This is a genomic window from Paraburkholderia sp. WS6 (assembly GCF_030464835.1).
Classification (GTDB): domain Bacteria; phylum Pseudomonadota; class Gammaproteobacteria; order Burkholderiales; family Burkholderiaceae; genus Paraburkholderia; species Paraburkholderia madseniana.
Genome location: NZ_JALQCK010000008.1, coordinates 86,183 through 105,042, shown reverse-complemented (window position 1 = coordinate 105,042; position 18,860 = coordinate 86,183). Strand labels below are relative to the sequence as shown.

13 protein-coding genes and 2 tRNA genes are annotated in these 18,860 nt (G+C 62.2%); 8 read left to right on the top strand and 7 right to left on the bottom strand.

Translation table 11 applies throughout. The annotated features are described in order from the left end of the window. The first annotated feature begins 167 nt into the window (after positions 1–167). From M0D64_RS12200 to M0D64_RS12190, 3 genes are read left to right on the top strand one after another with little or no spacing between them, the layout of a single operon-like run. Positions 168–698, top strand: a complete 531-nt coding sequence (locus M0D64_RS12200; protein ID WP_154559244.1) for a septation protein A — start codon at positions 168–170, stop codon at positions 696–698. A gap of 1 nt (position 699) precedes the next feature. Next, complete coding sequence (locus M0D64_RS12195; protein WP_054042675.1) at positions 700–1,014, top strand: BolA family transcriptional regulator; 315 nt, start codon at positions 700–702, stop codon at positions 1,012–1,014. A gap of 11 nt (positions 1,015–1,025) precedes the next feature. Further along, entirely contained in the window at positions 1,026–1,805 is a 780-nt protein-coding gene (locus M0D64_RS12190; RefSeq protein ID WP_266257869.1) for a peptidylprolyl isomerase, read from the top strand. A gap of 68 nt (positions 1,806–1,873) precedes the next feature. Here M0D64_RS12190 and purL read toward each other — a convergent pair whose 3' ends face one another. Next, positions 1,874–5,953: a phosphoribosylformylglycinamidine synthase gene (gene purL / locus M0D64_RS12185; protein WP_266257868.1), complete on the bottom strand. Its 4,080-nt coding sequence runs from the start codon at positions 5,951–5,953 to the stop codon at positions 1,874–1,876. A gap of 280 nt (positions 5,954–6,233) precedes the next feature. On the opposite strand from purL, the gene M0D64_RS12180 reads away from it, so the two are divergent. The 3 genes from M0D64_RS12180 to pgi all read left to right on the top strand — a co-directional run bounded on the left by M0D64_RS12180 (position 6,234) and on the right by pgi (position 11,193). Then, complete coding sequence (locus tag M0D64_RS12180) at positions 6,234–7,532, top strand: FAD-dependent oxidoreductase (protein WP_266257867.1); 1,299 nt, start codon at positions 6,234–6,236, stop codon at positions 7,530–7,532. Between the two features lie 84 nt (positions 7,533–7,616). After that, positions 7,617–9,242, top strand: a complete 1,626-nt coding sequence (locus M0D64_RS12175) for an NAD(P)H-hydrate dehydratase (RefSeq protein ID WP_266257866.1) — start codon at positions 7,617–7,619, stop codon at positions 9,240–9,242. A 328-nt stretch (positions 9,243–9,570) separates the two neighbouring features. Then, the gene (gene pgi / locus M0D64_RS12170) at positions 9,571–11,193 is read left to right on the top strand and encodes a glucose-6-phosphate isomerase (protein WP_266257865.1); all 1,623 of its coding nucleotides are present in this window, start codon (positions 9,571–9,573) and stop codon (positions 11,191–11,193) included. Between the two features lie 158 nt (positions 11,194–11,351). On the opposite strand, the gene M0D64_RS12165 is transcribed toward pgi, so the two are convergent. Next, a complete protein-coding gene (locus tag M0D64_RS12165; protein WP_266257864.1) occupies positions 11,352–12,038 on the bottom strand; it encodes an ABC transporter ATP-binding protein in 687 nt (228 codons plus the stop codon). Here M0D64_RS12165 and M0D64_RS12160 point away from each other — a divergent pair. Together M0D64_RS12160 and M0D64_RS12155 are read left to right on the top strand one after the other, a co-directional pair. Then, positions 12,037–12,732, top strand: coding sequence for an arylesterase (locus M0D64_RS12160; RefSeq protein WP_154559237.1), 696 nt, complete (start codon positions 12,037–12,039; stop codon positions 12,730–12,732). The genes M0D64_RS12165 and M0D64_RS12160 overlap by 2 nt on opposite strands. Before the next feature lie 116 nt (positions 12,733–12,848). Beyond that, positions 12,849–13,190: a hypothetical protein gene (locus M0D64_RS12155; protein WP_168435613.1), complete on the top strand. Its 342-nt coding sequence runs from the start codon at positions 12,849–12,851 to the stop codon at positions 13,188–13,190. 136 nt (positions 13,191–13,326) lie between these two features. Here the strand turns inward: M0D64_RS12155 and M0D64_RS12150 are convergent, their stop codons facing one another. From M0D64_RS12150 to lon, 5 genes are all read right to left on the bottom strand, one after another. Further along, on the bottom strand, positions 13,327–15,264 hold the full coding sequence (locus M0D64_RS12150; RefSeq protein WP_266257863.1) for a SurA N-terminal domain-containing protein: 1,938 nt from the start codon (positions 15,262–15,264) through the stop codon (positions 13,327–13,329). Between the two features lie 87 nt (positions 15,265–15,351). Then, positions 15,352–15,428: transfer RNA gene (locus M0D64_RS12145), tRNA-Asp, on the bottom strand. Positions 15,429–15,474: 46 nt separating this feature from the next. Beyond that, positions 15,475–15,550: transfer RNA gene (locus tag M0D64_RS12140), tRNA-Val, on the bottom strand. Between the two features lie 144 nt (positions 15,551–15,694). Continuing rightward, the gene (locus M0D64_RS12135) at positions 15,695–16,057 is read right to left on the bottom strand and encodes an HU family DNA-binding protein (RefSeq protein ID WP_266257862.1); all 363 of its coding nucleotides are present in this window, start codon (positions 16,055–16,057) and stop codon (positions 15,695–15,697) included. A gap of 252 nt (positions 16,058–16,309) precedes the next feature. Beyond that, positions 16,310–18,736, bottom strand: coding sequence for an endopeptidase La (lon, locus tag M0D64_RS12130; protein WP_154563155.1), 2,427 nt, complete (start codon positions 18,734–18,736; stop codon positions 16,310–16,312). Positions 18,737–18,860: the final 124 nt, after the last annotated feature.

The following is an 18,860-nucleotide window of genomic DNA, read 5'->3' as shown; positions in this document are numbered from 1 at the left end:
GTCAACCCGGCGGTCGACCCGGCGCGGCAATCATGCTACGAACAGCGCAACGCGCCGTTCCCGGCTGCCGCGGCGGGTTTTAAGCAGCATCCCTGCCACCGGGCGCCCCGCGCCGCGTCCCCAATTCTCCGACTCTCCAACCCACTCTCCGAATTCCCGACCAGATAATGAAATTCCTGTTCGATCTGTTCCCGATCATCCTGTTCTTCGTCGCCTTCAAGATCTGGGGCATTTTCACGGCGACGGCAGTGGCGATCGTCGCCACGCTGGTGCAGATCGCGTGGGTGGCATTCCGCCACCGCAAGGTCGATCCGATGCTGTGGGTGAGCCTCGGCGTCGTCACCGTCTTCGGCGGCGCGACGCTCGTGCTGCACAACGACACGTTCATCAAATGGAAGCCAACCGTGCTGTACTGGGCGTTTTCGGTCGCGCTGATCATCTCGCAACTGGCCTTCAACAAGAACCTGATTGAAGCGATGATGGGCAAGCAGATCACGCTGCCGCACGCGATCTGGGGCAAGCTGAACATCGTCTGGGCGATTTTCTTCGTGCTGCTGGGGCTGGTGAACCTGTTCGTCGCGTACAACTACACGACCGACCAGTGGGTCAATTTCAAGCTGTTCGGCGCCACCGGGTGCCTGGTGGTATTCATCGTCGGACAGAGTTTGTGGTTGTCGAAGTATATGAAGGAAGAATGACATGACGAGCGATGTGTTCATGCACGCCACGACCGCCGAGCGCGCCGCGCTGATCGAGGCGCGCCTCACCGCGGCGCTCGCGCCGGTCGCCTCGATCCGGATCACGGATGACAGCGCGCAGCACGCGGGCCACGCGGGCGCCTCCGCCGGCGGTCATTTTTCTGTCACGATCGTGGCTGCCGCATTCGCCGGGAAAGCCCGCGTGGCGCGGCATCGCATGGTGTATGATGCGCTGGCCGATGCCATGCAGCGCGGCATTCACGCCCTTGCAATCACGGCGTATACGCCCGAAGAATTTGCTTTGTTGCCCCGCTAGGAAACCTTTCGATGACCTTGAAGAAAACCCGCCTTTGGGTATTGCTGGCTGCATTTGCGGCCGCACCTGCATTCGCACAGAACATCGCCGTCGTGAACGGCACGCCGATTCCGAAAGCACGCGCTGATGCGTTGATCGATCAACTGGTTCATCAAGGCCAGCAAAACACGCCGCAACTGCAAATGGCCGTGCGCGAAGAGCTGGTGAACCGCGAGATCCTGATGCAGGAAGCGCTGCGCCGCGGCCTGCCGAATCGTCCGGACATCAAGGCGCAAATCTCCGTCGCGCAACAAACCGTCGTGCTGCGCGCGCTGATCGAAGACTTCGTGAAGAACAACACGCCGACCGACGCCGAAGTCACCGCGCGTTACAACGCGCTGATCAAGGACGCGGGCGGCAAGGAATATCACCTGCACCACATCCTGGTCGACAACGAACAGCAAGCCAAGGATCTGATCGCCAAGATCAAGGCCGGCGCAAACTTCGAAGACCTTGCCAAGCAATTCTCGAAGGACCCGGGATCGGGCAAGAACGGCGGCGATCTGGACTGGTCGGATCCGAAGGCCTACGTGCCTGAATTCGCGGACGCGGCCACGCATCTGCAGAAAGGCCAGATGACGGACACGCCGGTGCATACGCAATTCGGCTGGCACATCATCCGTGTCGACGACGTGCGCAACATCGCGCCGCCGCCGCTCGAGCAAGTGCGTCCGCAGATCGTGCAGCAAATCCAGCAGGAAAAGCTGCAGGCGTTCGAAGAAGGCCTGCGTAAGAACGCGAAGATTCAGTAAGCGGTTTTTGGCTGCTGCTTCGGAATAAAAAAACCGCCCTCGGGCGGTTTTTTGTTTCTGCGTGCGCTTCAACCCAACCAGCGGCGTGCGTTCTGGAACACGCGCAGCCACGGGCTCGCGTCCGTGCTGCCCTCACCCCAACCTTCCGGATGCCAGCTCATCTGCACCGCGCGATGCACGCGCTCGGTGTGCGGCATCAGCACGCTGAAGCGGCCATCAAGCGTCGTAACCGACGTGATGCCATTTGGCGAACCGTTCGGGTTGAACGGATACTGCTCCGTTGCCTGCCCACGGTGATCGACGTAACGCATCGCCACCGCCACCTTCGACGCATCGCCTTGCTGCGAGAAGTCCGCATAACCTTCGCCGTGCGCAATCGCCACCGGAATGCGCGAGCCTTCCATGCCGGCGAAGAAGATCGACGGCGAAGCCTGCACTTCCACCAGCGAGAAGCGCGCTTCGAATTTCTCCGACTTGTTGCGCGTGAACTTCGGCCAGGCTTCAGCACCCGGGATCATCGACGCGAGGCTGCTCATCATCTGGCAGCCATTGCAGATACCCAGCGCAAACGTATCTTCGCGACCGAAGAACGCAGCGAACATGTCGGCCAGTTGCGAGTTGAAACGAATCGCCTTCGCCCAGCCTTCACCGGCGCCCAGCGTATCGCCGTACGAGAAGCCGCCGCACGCCACCGCACCGGCGAAATCCGCCAGGTTGGCGCGGCCGGCCAGCAGGTCGCTCATGTGCACGTCGTGCGCGTCGAAGCCGGCGCGGTCGAATGCATAAGCCGTTTCGAGGTGCGAGTTCACGCCCTGCTCACGCAGGATCGCGACACGCGGGCGTGCGCCCTTGCCGATGAACGGTGCGGCGACATCTTCCGAAGGATCGAACGTGAGAACCGGCGAGATGCCCGGATCGGCCGCATCGGAGAGCGCATCGTATTCAGCATCGGCACAAGCCGGGTTGTCGCGCAGACGCGAAATACGCCAGCTCACTTCGCTCCACGCGCGATGCAATTCGGTACGCGGTGCGTCGTAGATCTTCTTCGCGTCGCGATAGATTTCGATCGTATCGCGCTCGTTGGTCTTGCCGATCACGTGCGAGCATGCCGACAGACCGTGTTCGCGCAATGCGCCCAGCACCGCGTCGCGATCCGCTGCGCGCACCTGAATGACGGCGCCAAGTTCTTCGGTGAAGAGCGCGCGGATCGTGCGGTCTTCACGACGGCCACTGGTCTGCTTCGCCCAGTCTTTCGCGTCGCCGAAATCGGATTCGTGGTTCGGATCGAGTATCAGCATGTCGACGTTCAGCGACACGCCGACGTGGCCCGCAAACGCCATTTCGCAAACCGTCGCCCACAGGCCGCCGTCCGAGCGGTCGTGGTACGCGAGCAGCTTGCCGTCGCTATTGAGCGACTGGATCGCGGTGAAGAAACGCTTCAGATCTTCTGGATCGTCGACGTCCGGCACCGTGTCGCCGACCTGCTGCGTGACTTGCGCGAGAATACTGCCACCCAGACGATGCTTGGCGCGGCCAAGGTCGATCGCGATCAGCACGGAGTCGCCCACGTCGCCCGCGCTGCGCAGTTGCGGCGTGAGGTGCTTACGTACATCTTCGACCGGCGCGAATGCCGAGATGATCAGCGAGACCGGCGCGACGACTTCCTTCGCCACGCCACGATCTTCCCACTTGGTGCGCATGGACAGCGAATCCTTGCCCACCGGAATGCTGATGCCGAGCGCCGGGCACAACTCCATGCCAATGGCCTTGACCGTGTCGTACAGCGCGGCGTCTTCGCCCGCTGCGCCGCATGCGGCCATCCAGTTGGCCGACAGCTTGAGCTTATCGAGCGACGTGATCGGCGCCGCCGCGATGTTGGTGACCGCCTCACCGACCGCCATGCGACCCGACGCCGGCGCGTTGATCACGGCGAGCGGCGTACGCTCGGCCATGGTCATCGCTTCGCCGCGGAAGCCCGCGTAGTCCATCGTCGTGATGGCGACGTCGGCCACCGGCACTTGCCACGGGCCGACCATCTGGTCGCGCGCGGTCGTGCCGCCCACCGAGCGGTCGCCAATTGTGATCAGGAACGACTTGCTGGCAACCGTCGGGTGACGCAGCACGCTGACCGCCACTTCCGACAACGCGATGCCGGTGACATCCACCGGTTCGAGTTTCTGTTCGACGCGCTTCACGTCGCGATGCATGCGCGGCGCCTTGCCGAGCAGCACTTCCATCGGCATGTCGACCGGCTCGTGTGCGGCGTCCTCGTTCGATTCGGAATCGAGCACCTTCAACTGACGTTCAGCCGTAGCCGTGCCGACCACCGCGAACGGGCAACGCTCGCGCTCGCACATGGCTTCGAAGGCCGGCAGATCGGCCGGCGCAATCGCGAGCACGTAGCGCTCCTGCGCCTCGTTCGACCAGATTTCGCGCGGCGACAAACCGCTCTCTTCCAGCTGGATCTTGCGCAGATCGAAGATCGCGCCCTTGCTGGCGCCGTCCACGACTTCCGGGAACGCGTTCGACAGACCGCCCGCACCCACGTCGTGAATACTCAGAATCGGGTTCTTCTCGCCGAGCTGCCAGCACGCGTTAATCACTTCCTGCGCACGGCGCTCGATTTCCGGATTGCCACGCTGGACCGAGTCGAAGTCGAGTTCGGCCGTGTTGGTGCCCGTCGCCATCGAACTGGCGGCGCCGCCGCCCATGCCGATGCGCATACCCGGGCCGCCGATCTGGATCAGGAGCGACCCTTCCGGCAAATCGTGCTTGTGCGTGTGTTGATCCGAAATATTGCCGATGCCGCCGGCGATCATGATCGGCTTGTGATAACCGCGCACCAGACCCGCGACGTTCTGCTCGTAAGCGCGGAAATAGCCACCCAGATTCGGCCGGCCGAATTCGTTGTTGAACGCGGCGCCGCCGAGCGGGCCGTCGATCATGATTTGCAGCGGCGATGCGATGCGGTCAGGACGGCCATACGCCTCGTGCTTGTCGTCCGGGTTCCGGTGTGCCAGCGGCTGCGCGGCGTCACGGGCGTTTTCCCAGGCTTCGACGCCGTCCGGCAATTCCAGATTCGACACCGTGAAGCCCGCCAGACCCGCCTTCGGACGCGCGCCGCGGCCGGTCGCGCCTTCGTCGCGGATTTCGCCGCCCGCGCCGGTCGAAGCGCCCGGGAACGGCGAGATCGCGGTCGGGTGGTTGTGCGTTTCCACCTTCATCAAGGTGTGCGTCAGTTCGACGTTGCGGCGATAGTGCTCGGGCATCGCGCCGGGTTCAGCCGGCGTGCGCGGGAACCAGCGCTCAGCCACGCCGCCCGCCATGATCGCCGAGTTGTCCGAATAGGCAACGATGGTGCCTTGCGGGTTCAGCTTCTCCGTGTTGCGGATCATGTTGAACAGCGAGATGTCCTGCTTCTCGCCGTCGATCGTCCAGTCCGCATTGAAGATCTTGTGACGGCAGTGTTCGCTGTTGGCTTGCGCGAACATCATCAACTCGACGTCGGTCGGATTGCGGCCGAGTTTCGTGAAGGCGTCGACGAGGTAGTCGATTTCGTCGTCGGCGAGCGCGAGGCCCAGTTCCGTGTTCGCCGCTTCCAGCGCGCCACGACCGTTGCTCAACACGTCGACGGTTTGCAGCGGCTTGGCCGGCAGTTCGTCGAACAGATGCAGTGCGTGGTCACGCGAGGGCGACACGCTCTCCGTCATGCGGTCGTGCAACGCCGCGGCGACGGCCGCGCGGGCTTCGTCGGAGAGCGCCTTCTTGCCGCCCAGCAGACCGCTTTTCAGCGTGACCGTGTATTCGACACCGCGCTCGATACGGCGCACCTGCGTGAGACCGCAGAGGTGAGCAATATCGGTTGCCTTGCTGGCCCACGGCGACACCGTGCCGAAGCGCGGCACCACGAGGAAGGTTTCGGCCGCGCCGCGCTCTTTGGTTTCTTCGAGCGGATCGCCATAGTGCATCAGCGCTTCGATCTTCGCGTTGTCTTCCGCGGACAGCGGGGTTTGCGCGTTGACGAAGTGCAGATATTGCCCGCGCACGCCGGTGATGTTGGCGTCGATGCGCGTAAGCGTGTCGAGCAGGCGGGTTTGACGGAAATCGGAAAGGGCCGAAGCGCCGGGGAAACACGAGAAGTGGGCCATGGACTTGACGTTGCGTCGCTAATGATGCCGATGAGTCGCGCGTGAAGGCGACGTGAGGCGGAAAGGAAGTCCGAGATTATACCCCGGGAACGGCCTTCCAACGGGCGTCGCACCAGGGTTTTGGCGGGGTCTGCGTGGCCGGTCTGACGTTTTGACTGCTATCATTCGCCCTTTCACCAGATCGGCGCAGGCAGCCTGAGCAATCCCGGGCAGTGCGCCGCATGCCACGCTTAACGGGAACGCGGCGTTTCGGCGTCCCGCCGGCAAATCGAATCAGATCATGGATGTCATCGTCATTGGCGGCGGGATTGTGGGCGTCGCCACCGCTTATCAACTGCGCGCGGCCGGTCACCGGGTATGCGTCGTCGAGCGCCACGCAACGGTCGCGCAAGGCGCGACCTATGGGCACGGCGGCACCGTGCTGCCGACCCCGCTCGACGTCTGGTTCGGCCCGACTTTCATGGCGAGCCGTCAGGGCGCCAAAAACGGCGTGATCAGCAAGACCGGCTTCAACGGGCCGGCGCGCCAGTTCGTCAAGCAACTGGCCGCTTTGCAGGAGCCGGCGGCGTTCAGCCGCCAGTACGCGCGGCTGCGTCCGTTGATCGAAGCATCGCGCGAGGCGATGGCCGACGTCGAAGCGCGCTTCGGGCTGGAATTCGAGCAGGCGAGCGGCCTGCTCTATCTGGTGCGTTCCGAGCAGGAATGGCAGCAGACCCAGACCGCGCTCGAGCTGCTGCGCCAATACGAAGTCCCGCACCATGTGCTCACGCCGGCCGAATGCGCCGCGTTCGAGCATTCCGTGCGAACCGAGCCGGAATTCGCCGGCGGCGTGCTGTTCGACCACGAGCGCACGGCCAACTGCCCGCTTTTCGCGAAACTGATCAAGCAAACCCTCGATACCCAGGGCGGCGTGCAATTCATGCTGGGCTGCGAAGTCTCGGCGATTCGCCTCGAAGGTCAGCGTGCCGCGGTGGAACTGGCGCCACGGCCTGGCATGGCATCGCGTTCACGCGAAGTCGACGTGATCAACGCCGATGCGATTGTTGTCGCTGCAGGTTACGGCAGTCTGCCGCTGCTCGAACGGCTGGGGCTGCGGCTGCCGTTGCATCCGCTGCGCCTGCATAACCTGGTGGCGCCGATCGCGCATGAGGAATGCGCCCCGCACGTCGCGATTGTCGACGCGGTCAAGCGGATTACGGTCAGCCGCATGAATCATCGCCTGCGGGTTGCGGGCGGCGCGGTTTTGCAAAGTGCTGGGCAGATCGACAAGCCGCTCGGCGAAGCGTTGACTAAAGAAGCGCTGGCGCTGCTGGGCCAGGCGACTCACGACTGGATTCCGGGCGCTGCCCGGATCTCCGCGGCGTTGCCGTGGGAAGGCGTAAAACTGCTGTCGCCGGACGGAATGCCTGTGATCGGCAATGCGCTTCATCCGCGTCTGTTTGTGAACGCCGGCCACGGGCCGGCCGGTTGGGGTCTGGCATGCGGGGCGGGCAAGCTGATCGCCGACCTGATCTCGGACAAGACCCCCGACGTCCCCGCGGACACGCTGGCTGCACTGCGCGCGGATCGATTCCAGTAAATGGCGCGCCGGGAGCATATCGGCACTACCATAGTGGCTCCCAACGCTTCCTCACCTTGCTCAAGGTGAACTCCAAGCCTCGCCATGACAGTGCCCGAATCCACGCTCCCGACGTTAATCAGCCCGCACAACCGCGCGTTGCCGCTGCTCACGCTAACCGATCTGCGAATCCTTGAAACCCAGGCCGCGGCGGCACTGCCTCAGCACACCCTGATGTCTCGCGCCGGCAAAGCAGCCGCGAGCTACCTGCAAGAGCTGATCACCCGCGACACATCGATCGAAAAATCGAAGCACAAGGTATGGGTCGTAGCAGGCCCGGGCAACAACGGCGGCGACGCATTGATCGTGGCCGCGGAGCTACGCCGCGCAGGTATCGCCGTAGATCTTTGCATGCCGCTTGAAGTCAAGCCGGACGACGCCCGCTGGGCGCTCGACACCGCCCGGTCCGCAGGCGTAGCCATTACATCGACACCGCCGGCTTCGCTGGAAAGCTATACATGGCTGGTGGACGGCATGTTCGGCATCGGTCTGACCCGCCCTCTGGAAGGCGTCTTTGCTGCCATCGCCCGCCAGCTCTCACAACGCACGAAAGCAAAGTCCAGACGAGGCGGCGTCCTGGCGCTCGATACACCAAGCGGCCTCGACAGCGACACCGGCACGGTCGTCGGTGAAAAACAGGACCAAGGCGGGGGCCGAAGCGAAAACCAGAACGACGGCGCCGCAGTCCACGCCACCCACACGATCACCTTCATCGGTGCAAAGCCCGGCCTCTTCACGGCGCAGGGCCGCGATCTTGCCGGCACGGTAACGGTGGCGCCGATCGGCATTGACAGCACCGCCCGCACGGCCGTGCAACTCAACGCGCCGGCGCTGTTCGCCGACTTTCTTCCGCCGCGCGACTTTGCCACCAACAAGGGCACCTTCGGCAGCCTCGCCGTGGTCGGCGGCGACACCGGCATGTGCGGCGCGCCGATCCTCGCCTCGCGCGCGGCGCTCTACACCGGTGCGGGCAAAGTGCACGTTGCCTTGCTCGGCGACGGCGCCCCGCCCTACGATCCGCCGCATCCCGAACTGATGCTGCATGCGATCGACGATCTGCCGCTCGACAAAATGGACGCGCTCGCCGTCGGTTGCGGCATGGGTCTGCGCGACATCGCCACGCGTGTCATGCATGACGTGCTGACGCTTGACGTACCCAAACTGTTCGACGCCGACGCGCTCAATCTGATTTCGACGGACCCTTCGCTCGCGGCCGAAGTCACCGCGCGCGGCGTACAAGGTGATCCCTGCGTGCTCACGCCGCATCCGTTGGAAGCCGCGCGCCTGCTCGGCACGGATGCGCGAGGCGTGCAACGCGACCGCCTCGCCGCAGCGCGGGCACTGGCTGCGCGCTTTGCCGCGGTAGTCGTGCTGAAAGGCACGGGCACGGTCATCGCCGCGCCGGACGGCCGTGTCGCGATCAATCCGACCGGCAATGCCGCACTCGCGACAGGCGGCACCGGCGACGTGCTCGGCGGCATCATCGGCGCACTGCTTGCCCAGCATCTGCCGCGTTACGAAGCTGCGCTGGCAGGCGTCTACCTGCACGGCCTCGCCGCCGACACGCTCAGCGCGCAAGGCCACGGCCCAGCCGGTCTGACGGCGGGTGAACTCGCCCCGATGGTGCGAACTTTGCTCAACCGTATGTTCTATCCGGCAACGGGTGGATGAGTCAGTTGGTGAATGAAGCACCTCATGAAGCGCCTCGAACGGGGGGGCTGAACGTGACGCCTCATCCCACAGTTTGCATGGGACGCCCAAACCGCTGCCACCCGTCACACAACGCCGTTATACTGATTGACTGCGCCGCGCGTCGGGTTCATCGCGGGTTACGGCGAAATTTCGGTGGGCCGTTCGATCTCCGGGCGGACTCGCGAAGTTTCCCCGCAACCCACTACGAACCCCACCGCGCGGCATCGCTCTAACAGCATCGTTGCATCATCCTCGGCAGCGCTTCACGCGCGCGCCTTTCTTCGTGCCCCTTCGTTAGACGGACGCTATGACGCAGAACTCGCTCCCCTCCTGGTCCTCGCTGCAAACGCATTACGAGAAGATTCGCGATGCGCACATGCGCGACTGGTTCGCCCCCGAGAACGATCCCGCCCCTACCCGTGCTGAGCGCTTTGCGTTCGCGGGCGGCGGTCTCGCGGCCGATTTTTCGAAGAACCGCATCACCGACGAAACCCTGAAACTGCTGGCGGAACTCGCGCGCGAAGCCGGCGTCGAGAAGCGCCGCGACGCGATGTTCGCGGGCGAAGTCGTCAACCCGACCGAAGGCCGCGCCGCATTGCACACCGCGCTGCGCGCCACCGATCCGAAAGCACCGTTCCATGCGCAGATCCTGGCCGAACGCGCCAGGATGGCCGCGTTCGCCGACAAGGTCCGCAGCGGCGAGTGGACCGGCTATACCGGCAAGCGGATTCGCTACGTCGTGAACATCGGCATCGGCGGCTCGGACCTCGGGCCGAAGATGGTCGTGCACGCACTGCATCATCTGGCTACGCCGGAGATCACCACGCACTTCGTGTCGAACGTGGACGGCGCGGATCTGTACAACGTGATGCAAATGATCGATCCCGAAGAGACGCTTGCGATCATCGTCTCCAAGACCTTCACGACGCTCGAAACCATGACCAATGCGCGCTCGCTGCGCGACTGGTTCATCGAGAAAGGCTGCCCGGAAAGCGCGCTGGCGAAGCACTTCGTCGGCGTGTCGGCGAACCCGGCTGAGGTCGTCAAGTTCGGCATCGCGAAAGAGAATGTGTTCGAGATGTGGGACTGGGTCGGTGGGCGTTATTCGCTGTGGTCGGCAGTGGGTCTGTCGATCATGATCGCGATCGGGCCGAAACAGTTCGACGAACTGCTGGCCGGCGCCAACGAGATGGACCAGCATTTCCGCGACGCGCCGCTCGAGAAGAATCTGCCGGTGCTGCTCGGCATGATCGGCATCTGGTATCGCAACTTCTTCGGCTCGCAAAGCTATCTGGTCGCGCCATATTCGGAAGCGCTGCATTTCCTGCCGTCGTATCTGCAACAGCTCGAAATGGAGAGCAACGGCAAGTCGGCGCGTCTCGATGGCGCAATGGTCGACTATCCGACCGCCGCCGTGACCTGGGGCGAACCGGGCACGAACGGTCAGCATGCGTTTTTCCAGATGCTGCATCAGGGCCCGACGATCGTGCCGATCGATTTCATCGCCGTGTTGACGCCGGAGCATCCGCTCGTCAGTCATCATCCGAAGCTGCTGGCGAACTGTTTCGCGCAAAGCGAAGCACTGATGCTCGGCCGCACGCTCGAAGAAGCGAAGAAGGTTGCCGGTGCGGACAAGCCGGAACTGGCGCCGCATCTGGTGTTTCCGGGCAACCGTCCGACGAGCACATTGCTGGTCGATGCACTCACCGCGCGTTCGCTCGGCGCATTGATCGCGCTGTATGAGCATAAGGTGCTGGTGCAGGCATCGGTATGGGACATCAACCCGTTCGATCAATGGGGCGTCGAGTTGGGCAAGATCCTCGGCAAGGTCGTCGAGGCGGATCTGACGTCGGCAAGCGTCGATGAGAAGAAGCATGATTCGTCGACGTCGGCGTTGATTGCGCGGGCGCGTGCTGCCTTGAAGCGATGAGCGTGAGCGGCGCGCTTGCCCGTGCCGCATGCGCTGATTGCTCACGCGCGCGTGGTTAGCGGCGTTGCGTTATCGAGTTGCATGAGATGAAAAGCAAAGCGGGCCCTTGTGGCCCGCTTTGCTTTATACGACCGAGTGACGCGTGGCTGGCACGCTTCCTAGGCCAGACGTCCCGCTTCGATGGTCACCGTCGTATCGCAGCGGCGCGCCAGCTCGATGTCGTGCGTGACAAGGATCAACGTGGCGCCGTTCGCACGGTTCATCTCGAACATCAGATCGATCACCGCGTGACCGGTGGCGGCATCGAGACTGCCGGTCGGCTCGTCGGCGAACAGGATCGCCGGATGGGTGACAAAGGCCCGCGCGAGCGCGACCCGTTGCTGTTCGCCGCCCGACAGCAGCTTCGGATAGTGCCCGGTGCGCTTGGCGAGCCCCACCTGCTCCAGCAATCCGCGCGCACGCGCCGCGGCCTCGCGCGTACCGATGCCGCCTTGCAGTTCGAGCGGAAGGGTGACGTTTTCGAGCGCCGTCAAATGCGGCATCAGTTGAAACGACTGGAACACGAAACCGACCGAACCGCTGCGCAACGCAGCGCGCTCGTCTTCGTCCAGTTCGGTGAGTTCGCGGCCGAGCAGCCGAACCGAGCCCGAGCTCGCACTGTCCAATCCTGCGAGCAAGCCGAGCAGCGTAGACTTGCCCGACCCGGATGCACCGACGATCGCCACACTGCTGCCGGCATTGATAGCAAGATCGATGTCCTCGAGAATCGTCAGTTCGCCTGTTGCATCCTTAACCTTCTTGCACAAACCCCGCACTTCAATGACTGGATCAGTTTTGTTTAGCATGGTGAAGCGTAGGTTGAAAGTGCGCGCCGTAGCGACGGCGCTGACTACTGCATTCGGCCCGGCCGTGCTGGCCGCAACCCTGTTTTCATTGCCCTTCCCAGCCCATGCGGCCAACCCGCCCGAACAGGCCAAGCCGGTGATCGTCGTGCTCGGCGACAGCATCTCCGCCGAATACGGCTTGCCCCGCGACACTGGCTGGGTTGCCTTGATGCGCCAGCGCCTCACCGATGAGCGAATCGATTATAGCGTCGCCAATGCGAGCATCAGCGGCGACACCACGAGCGGTGGCCGGGCCCGCCTGCCGGCGCTCCTGCAACGGCTCAAGCCGAGTATCGTGATCGTCGAGCTCGGCGCCAACGATGCATTGCGCGGCGTGCCGCTCGCCACAACCGAAGACAACCTGCGCACGATCATCGAGCAGGCTCAACAAGGCCACGCGAAGGTCGTGCTGGTCGGCATGTATGTACCACCCAATTACGGCCCCGACTACACGCAAAAGTTCCACGGCCTGTACGGCGAACTCTCGAAGCAATTGCGCGTGCCGTTGGTGCCCTTCCTGCTGGCCGGCATCGCCGACAAACCGGAGATGTTTCAGGCGGATCAGATCCATCCCACGCAGCAGGCACAGCCGGTGCTACTCAACAACGTGTGGCCGGCTATCAAGCCACTCCTTCGCGCAAGTTCGCCGCACTGAAAAGCTCGCTAACAACTTGTTTCCGGTAATTGGGGAGCGCGGATCGGCAAGATCGCTCCGACTTTCGTAATCCCGCGCAACCCGGCTCGATTCTGAGCGACTTCTGAGGAGATAACGTGAAATATTTACCGTTAATCGCTTTGACCGTGGCAATTTCTGCATCCGCCGCTCAACCGCCTGTCGGCGTCCAATCCGTGGGCCAAAGCCAGCAGCCGCCAAAGGCCGTCGCTACGTGCATCGCGCACAAATGGGCCGATAGCTCGCAACAGCAAGTCGTGTCGCAAGACATCATGGCTAACGACCAGGCAATGGATGTCTATATGCCGGGTCAGCAGCCGCCTAACGGCGCAGCAGCCGTCGTGCGGCCCTCCTACACCGGCCCGGGTTCATGGGTCGGCTTCCGCGCCAATGGCGCTGCGGGCAGCGATGCCACCAGTTCGATCAGCGCTTGCCTCTAGGCGGCTGACGGCATAACAAGCGGCGCTCCCAAGCAGAACGTTTGACGCGCTTGCACTCGTCAAATAAAAATGCCCCGCAATTGCGGGGCATTTTTGTAGCTGCGCGCTTTACCTGTTTGCGCGCTCGCGCGAGTGCTTATTCGCCGCTCGCCTGCGCATTGCTGCTGTCGAGCGAGCCGTAGAACTTCACCTTCGAACGGGTACGCAGCGCCTCGACGTAAGCCTCGGCGTTGGATTGCGCATCGACTTGCGCAATCTGCTGCTGCGCAGCAGCCAGACGCTGCGGATCGATCGGGGCGCTTGCAACGACCGCGTTCACGCGATAGATCGCATAGCCGTCATCACCGAGGTCCACACCGACGTACGCAGGTAACTTTTGCGCGTCTGCTTTGTAGATTGCACTCAATGCAACCGGCGGCACGCCTTGCGCGTCGTTGCGCGAAACCTTCAGCGGCGACGAAAAGCCCGTTGTGGCCTTCGACTTGTCGAACTCCGCCAGCTTCGCGATGCCTTCCTTGTGAGCGGCCTCGTTCGACTGAACCGCGATCACTTTCTGACGCACTGCGTCCTTGACGGCATCGAGCGCCGGCACGGCTGCAGCCTTGTAATCGGTCACGTGCGCCGCGATCAGCGTGTTACCGCCAACGTCGATTGCTTGCGTGTTGTTACGCGCAGTGACCGCATCGCTCGCGAACACGGCAGCCAGGAACTTCGCGTTTTTCAGCGGGCTGTCAGGCGGCAGCTTCGGATCCGGCTGCGGCGTGACGGTGGCCGTTTGCAATTGCAGCTTGTACTTGTCAGCGGCGGGCTGCAGGCTCTTCGCCTTCTCGTAAACGATTGACGTGAAGCCTTCCGAGTCGTCGCCGAATGCCTTGCTGGCCAGTTGCGTTTTCAGGTCTTTCGCGATCTGATCTTTCACTTCGTCGAACGGCTTGGTGACGGCTGGCTTCACGTCCGTGACCTTGACGATGTGATAGCCGAAGTCGGTCTGCACGATGCCGCTAACTTCGTCTTTCTTGAGACCGAACACGGCGTCGTCGAACGCCTGGCCGCCAGCGATCATGCCGCGGCCGAAGTAACCCAGATCACCGCCCTTCGACGCCGAACCCGGATCCTGCGAATTCTGCTGCGCGATCTGCGCGAACTGGTCCGGATGTGCCTTGACCTGTGCGAGCACCTCGTCGGCCTTCTGCTTTGCCTTGGCCCTGTCAGCCGCGCTTGCATCTTTCGGCGCGGCGATCAGGATGTGGCTCGCGCGCACCTGACCGTCCGTGCGGTAATGCGCGATGTTGTCGTCGTAGTACTTTTTCAGATCAGCGTCGCTCGGCTGCACGGCAGCAGACAACGTTGCCGTCGACATCACAAGGTACTGGATCGTTGCCGTGGCGGGCGTGGCGAAATCGTTGCGATGCGCATCGTAATAGGCCTGCAGTTGCGCATCCGTGGGCTGCACCTTCGCTACATAGTCGCGCGGATGGAACGCAATACCCTGCACTTCGCGCTGCTGTTCGGCGAGCTCGGTGAGATGCTGTGCGAGAGTCTTCGACGTGAAGGCGCTGCCTTGAATGCTTGCCGGCAACTGCTGCGTAGCAATGCTGTAACGCACACGTTCGTCGTATTGATCGGGCGTCATGCCTTGCATCGCGAGCAACTGCTTGTAGCGGTCGACGTCGATCGAGCCGTCAGGATTCTTCAGCGACGAGATCACCGGATCGTTCAGCAGCACACGGCGCACGGCGTCGTCAGACGCGGTCAGATGCAGGCGCTGTGTTTCGTCAGCCAGCACGCGCTGCTCGATCAGACCGTCGAGCATTTCGCTACGGCGCGCAGGTGTATCGAACGACTTCATGTCGAACTGCGCACCGAGCATTTGACGGGCGCGGTCAAGCTGCTGACGCATCGCGTTGTCATACTCTGCGCGAGTAATCTTGTGGCCGTTGACGCTGGCGACGTTTGCACTTTCGTCAAAGAAGCCGCGGAAGCCTTGGATACCCACAAAACCCAACCCCGGCACAATGACGAGGATGAGCATGAACATCATCAGGCGTTTGTGATTGCGGAAAAAATCGAGCATGCGTGAAGGAGTGCCAAAAACAGAACGCCCGATCTTACAACAGCGGGCAATAAAAAAGGCGAACCGGAGTTCGCCTTTCGTGGATACTGGCGGAGTGGACGGGACTCGAACCCGCGACCCCCGGCGTGACAGGCCGGTATTCTAACCGACTGAACTACCACTCCTTATACTGCACTGCACTAAACAGAACCACTGAGCCGAATCTGAAACTGGTGGGTGCTGAGAGGCTCGAACTCCCGACCTACGCCTTGTAAGGGCGCCGCTCTACCAACTGAGCTAAGCACCCGTTTCGCGATTCAGCGTGCTCCTGCTTTTGCTGCCTGATTGATCAACTTGCGTATCAACTAGTGCGACGCAAAGTCACACTAGTCACACAGAATTCGTCGCACTTCTTTCTAACGAACCTGCAATTCCTCAAGCAGCAAGCCCATTAGTTTAGCGCATCCTTCAGAGCTTTGCCAGGCCTAAATTTAGGGACCTTCGCTGCCTTGATCTTGATGGCGGCGCCGGTGCGCGGATTGCGGCCCGTACGCGCGGTACGCTTGCCCACGGCAAAGGTACCGAAACCCACCAGCGTCACCGAACCACCTTTCTTCAACGTACCTTTGACCCCACCGATCACCGCGTCGAGTGCACGGCCTGCCGCGGCCTTCGAAATATCGGCTTGCTGCGCAATGTGATCGATCAATTCCGTTTTATTCATTCCAACCCCCGAGAATGTTTGTGGCAATCGTGACGGCGCTCTGTAGCGCCTGGCATCACGCGACCGGCGGGTAACGCCGGGCCGACTCATTAGAATTGGCCGAAACCCTTGTGTCAAGCGGGGTTGAGCCTGATTTAAGCGGTTCTGGAGGGCGCCCTCTGTCACCAAATCTTGCTATAGATGGATGCGCGCACAACCAGTCGGCGGCTGAGAGCATCCTTTACTCAAAAGGTGGGATTACGTGCGTTCCAGACGTAACTTCCGGCATCTCGCAGGCAATAAAAAACCCGCGACCGAGGCCGCGGGTTTTTATACAGCAAACAGCTTTCGTCGCCGACTAGCTTAGTGTTTCACGACTTCCGTTGCACCGGCGTCTTTGCCCGGCTCAGCCGCCGCGACAGGCGCAGCAGGCTTGGGCTCTTCGTCCGGCAACGCCTGCGGCACACGTTCGAGCGCCAGTTCGAGCACCCTGTCGATCCAACGGACCGGCATGATTTCGATGGCGTTCTTCACGTTGTCCGGAATCTCCGTCAAGTCCTTGACGTTTTCTTCCGGAACCAGCACCAGCTTGATACCGCCGCGATGCGCTGCCAGCAATTTTTCCTTCAGGCCGCCGATCGGCAGGACTTCGCCACGCAACGTGATTTCGCCCGTCATCGCGACATCGGCACGAACCGGAATACCGGTCAACACCGACACCAGCGCGGTCGTCATCGCGATACCGGCCGAAGGACCGTCCTTCGGCGTCGCGCCTTCCGGCACGTGAATGTGAATATCCTGCTTCTCGAACGCTTCGTCCTTGATACCCAGACGGCGCGAACGCGAGCGGACCACCGAGCGCGCAGCTTCGACTGATTCCTTCATCACGTCGCCGAGCGAACCCGTGCGAATCACATTGCCCTTACCCGGCATCACCGCGGCTTCGATGGTCAGCAGATCGCCGCCCACTTCCGTCCACGCAAGACCCGTGACCTGGCCAACCTGATTTTCCTTCGCGGCCAGACCGAAGTCGTACTTGCGCACGCCGAGGAAGGTGTCGATATTGCTGCCGTCGACCGTCACCGCGCCTTCCGCCTTCTTCAGCAGAAGCATCTTCACGACCTTGCGGCAGATCTTCGAAATTTCACGCTCGAGCGAACGCACGCCCGCTTCACGCGTGTAGTAACGAATGATGTCGCGGATCGCGGTTTCCGTCACATCGACCTCGCCATCCTTGAGGCCGTTGTTCTTCTTCTGCTTGGGCAAAAGATAACGTTGCGCGATGCTGACCTTCTCGTCTTCCGTATAACCCGACAGACGGATCACTTCCATCCGGTCGAGCAGCGGCGGCGGAATGTTCAGCGAGTTCGACGTTGCCACGAACATCACGTCCGACAGATCGAAGTCGACTTCGACGTAGTGATCGGCGAACGTATGGTTCTGTTCCGGATCGAGCACTTCCAGCAGAGCCGAGGACGGATCGCCGCGGAAATCCTGGCCCATCTTGTCGACTTCGTCGAGCAGGAAAAGCGGATTGCGCACGCCGACCTTGGTCAGGCTTTGCAGAATCTTGCCGGGCATCGAACCGATGTACGTACGACGGTGACCGCGAATCTCGGCTTCGTCGCGCACGCCGCCAAGCGCCATACGCACGAACTTGCGGTTCGTAGCGCGAGCGATCGACTGACCCAGCGACGTCTTACCGACACCCGGAGGCCCAACGAGGCACAGGATCGGCGCTTTCACCTTGTCGACACGTTGCTGGACCGCGAGATACTCGAGAATGCGTTCCTTCACTTTCTCGAGACCGAAGTGGTCTTCGTCGAGCACGCGTTCCGCATTCGAGAGGTCGTTGTTGACCTTGCTCTTCTTGCGCCACGGCAAGCCGATCAGCGTATCGATGTAGTTACGCACGACGGTCGCTTCAGCCGACATCGGCGACATCAGCTTGAGCTTCTTCAGCTCGGCGTCGGCCTTCTTCTTGGCTTCCTTCGGCATGCGCGCGGCCGTGATGCGCTTCTCGAGTTCCTCGAGATCCGCACCTTCTTCGCCTTCACCCAGTTCCTTCTGGATCGCCTTGACCTGTTCGTTCAGGTAGTACTCGCGCTGGCTCTTCTCCATCTGGCGCTTCACACGCCCACGGATGCGCTTTTCGACCTGCAGGATGTCGATCTCGGCTTCGAGTTGCGCGAGCAGATGCTCGAGGCGCTCGATGACCGGGAACATTTCGAGGATGTGCTGCTTCTGGTCGAGCTTGAGCGGCAGATGCGCCGCGATCGTGTCGGCCAGCCGGCCAGCCTCGTCGATGCCCGACAGCGACGTCAGGATCTCCGGCGGGATCTTCTTGTTCAGCTTTACATATTGGTCGAACTGCGACACGATCGCGCGGCGCAGCGCTTCAGTTTCAGCGCTGTCGGCGTGGTCGGGTTCGAGCGGCATGACTTCGCACGAGAACTGCGTTTCCTGTTCTTCGATGGAAAGCGTTTTCGCGCGCTGCAAGCCCTCGACGAGCACCTTAACGGTGCCATCGGGCAGCTTCAGCATTTGCAGGATGTTGGCGATACACCCTACTTCGTACATGTCCTTTTCGGTCGGCTCATCTTTCGCAGCCGTTTTCTGGGCGACGAGCATGATGTGCTTGCCGCCTTCCATCGCTGCTTCAAGAGCCTTGATCGACTTCGGGCGGCCTACGAAGAGCGGAATCACCATGTGCGGGAAGACGACTACGTCACGCAGCGGGAGCAGCGGGAGCGTAATGCGTTCCGGCGGAAGGAGTTGGGTTCCTGACATTTCATTTCCCCATGAGTGGAATCAGTTCGTTCGATAGGTGAGGCCAGCAGAAAAGATTGCAAGCCTCCGCGTGTGGGAAAAGTTCAGTGACTCCGAAGGTTCAGTGACTCCATAGTGAAAACAA

Coding starts and splice junctions, on each gene's coding strand:
- M0D64_RS12200 (WP_154559244.1), top strand. CDS start 168: ATGAAATTCCTGTTCGATCTGTTCCCGATCATCCTGTTCTTCGTCGCC.
- M0D64_RS12195 (WP_054042675.1), top strand. CDS start 700: ATGACGAGCGATGTGTTCATGCACGCCACGACCGCCGAGCGCGCCGCG.
- M0D64_RS12190 (WP_266257869.1), top strand. CDS start 1,026: ATGACCTTGAAGAAAACCCGCCTTTGGGTATTGCTGGCTGCATTTGCG.
- purL (WP_266257868.1), bottom strand. CDS start 5,953: ATGGCCCACTTCTCGTGTTTCCCCGGCGCTTCGGCCCTTTCCGATTTC.
- M0D64_RS12180 (WP_266257867.1), top strand. CDS start 6,234: ATGGATGTCATCGTCATTGGCGGCGGGATTGTGGGCGTCGCCACCGCT.
- M0D64_RS12175 (WP_266257866.1), top strand. CDS start 7,617: ATGACAGTGCCCGAATCCACGCTCCCGACGTTAATCAGCCCGCACAAC.
- pgi (WP_266257865.1), top strand. CDS start 9,571: ATGACGCAGAACTCGCTCCCCTCCTGGTCCTCGCTGCAAACGCATTAC.
- M0D64_RS12160 (WP_154559237.1), top strand. CDS start 12,037: ATGGTGAAGCGTAGGTTGAAAGTGCGCGCCGTAGCGACGGCGCTGACT.
- M0D64_RS12165 (WP_266257864.1), bottom strand. CDS start 12,038: ATGCTAAACAAAACTGATCCAGTCATTGAAGTGCGGGGTTTGTGCAAG.
- M0D64_RS12150 (WP_266257863.1), bottom strand. CDS start 15,264: ATGCTCGATTTTTTCCGCAATCACAAACGCCTGATGATGTTCATGCTC.
- M0D64_RS12135 (WP_266257862.1), bottom strand. CDS start 16,057: ATGAGTCGGCCCGGCGTTACCCGCCGGTCGCGTGATGCCAGGCGCTAC.
- lon (WP_154563155.1), bottom strand. CDS start 18,736: ATGTCAGGAACCCAACTCCTTCCGCCGGAACGCATTACGCTCCCGCTG.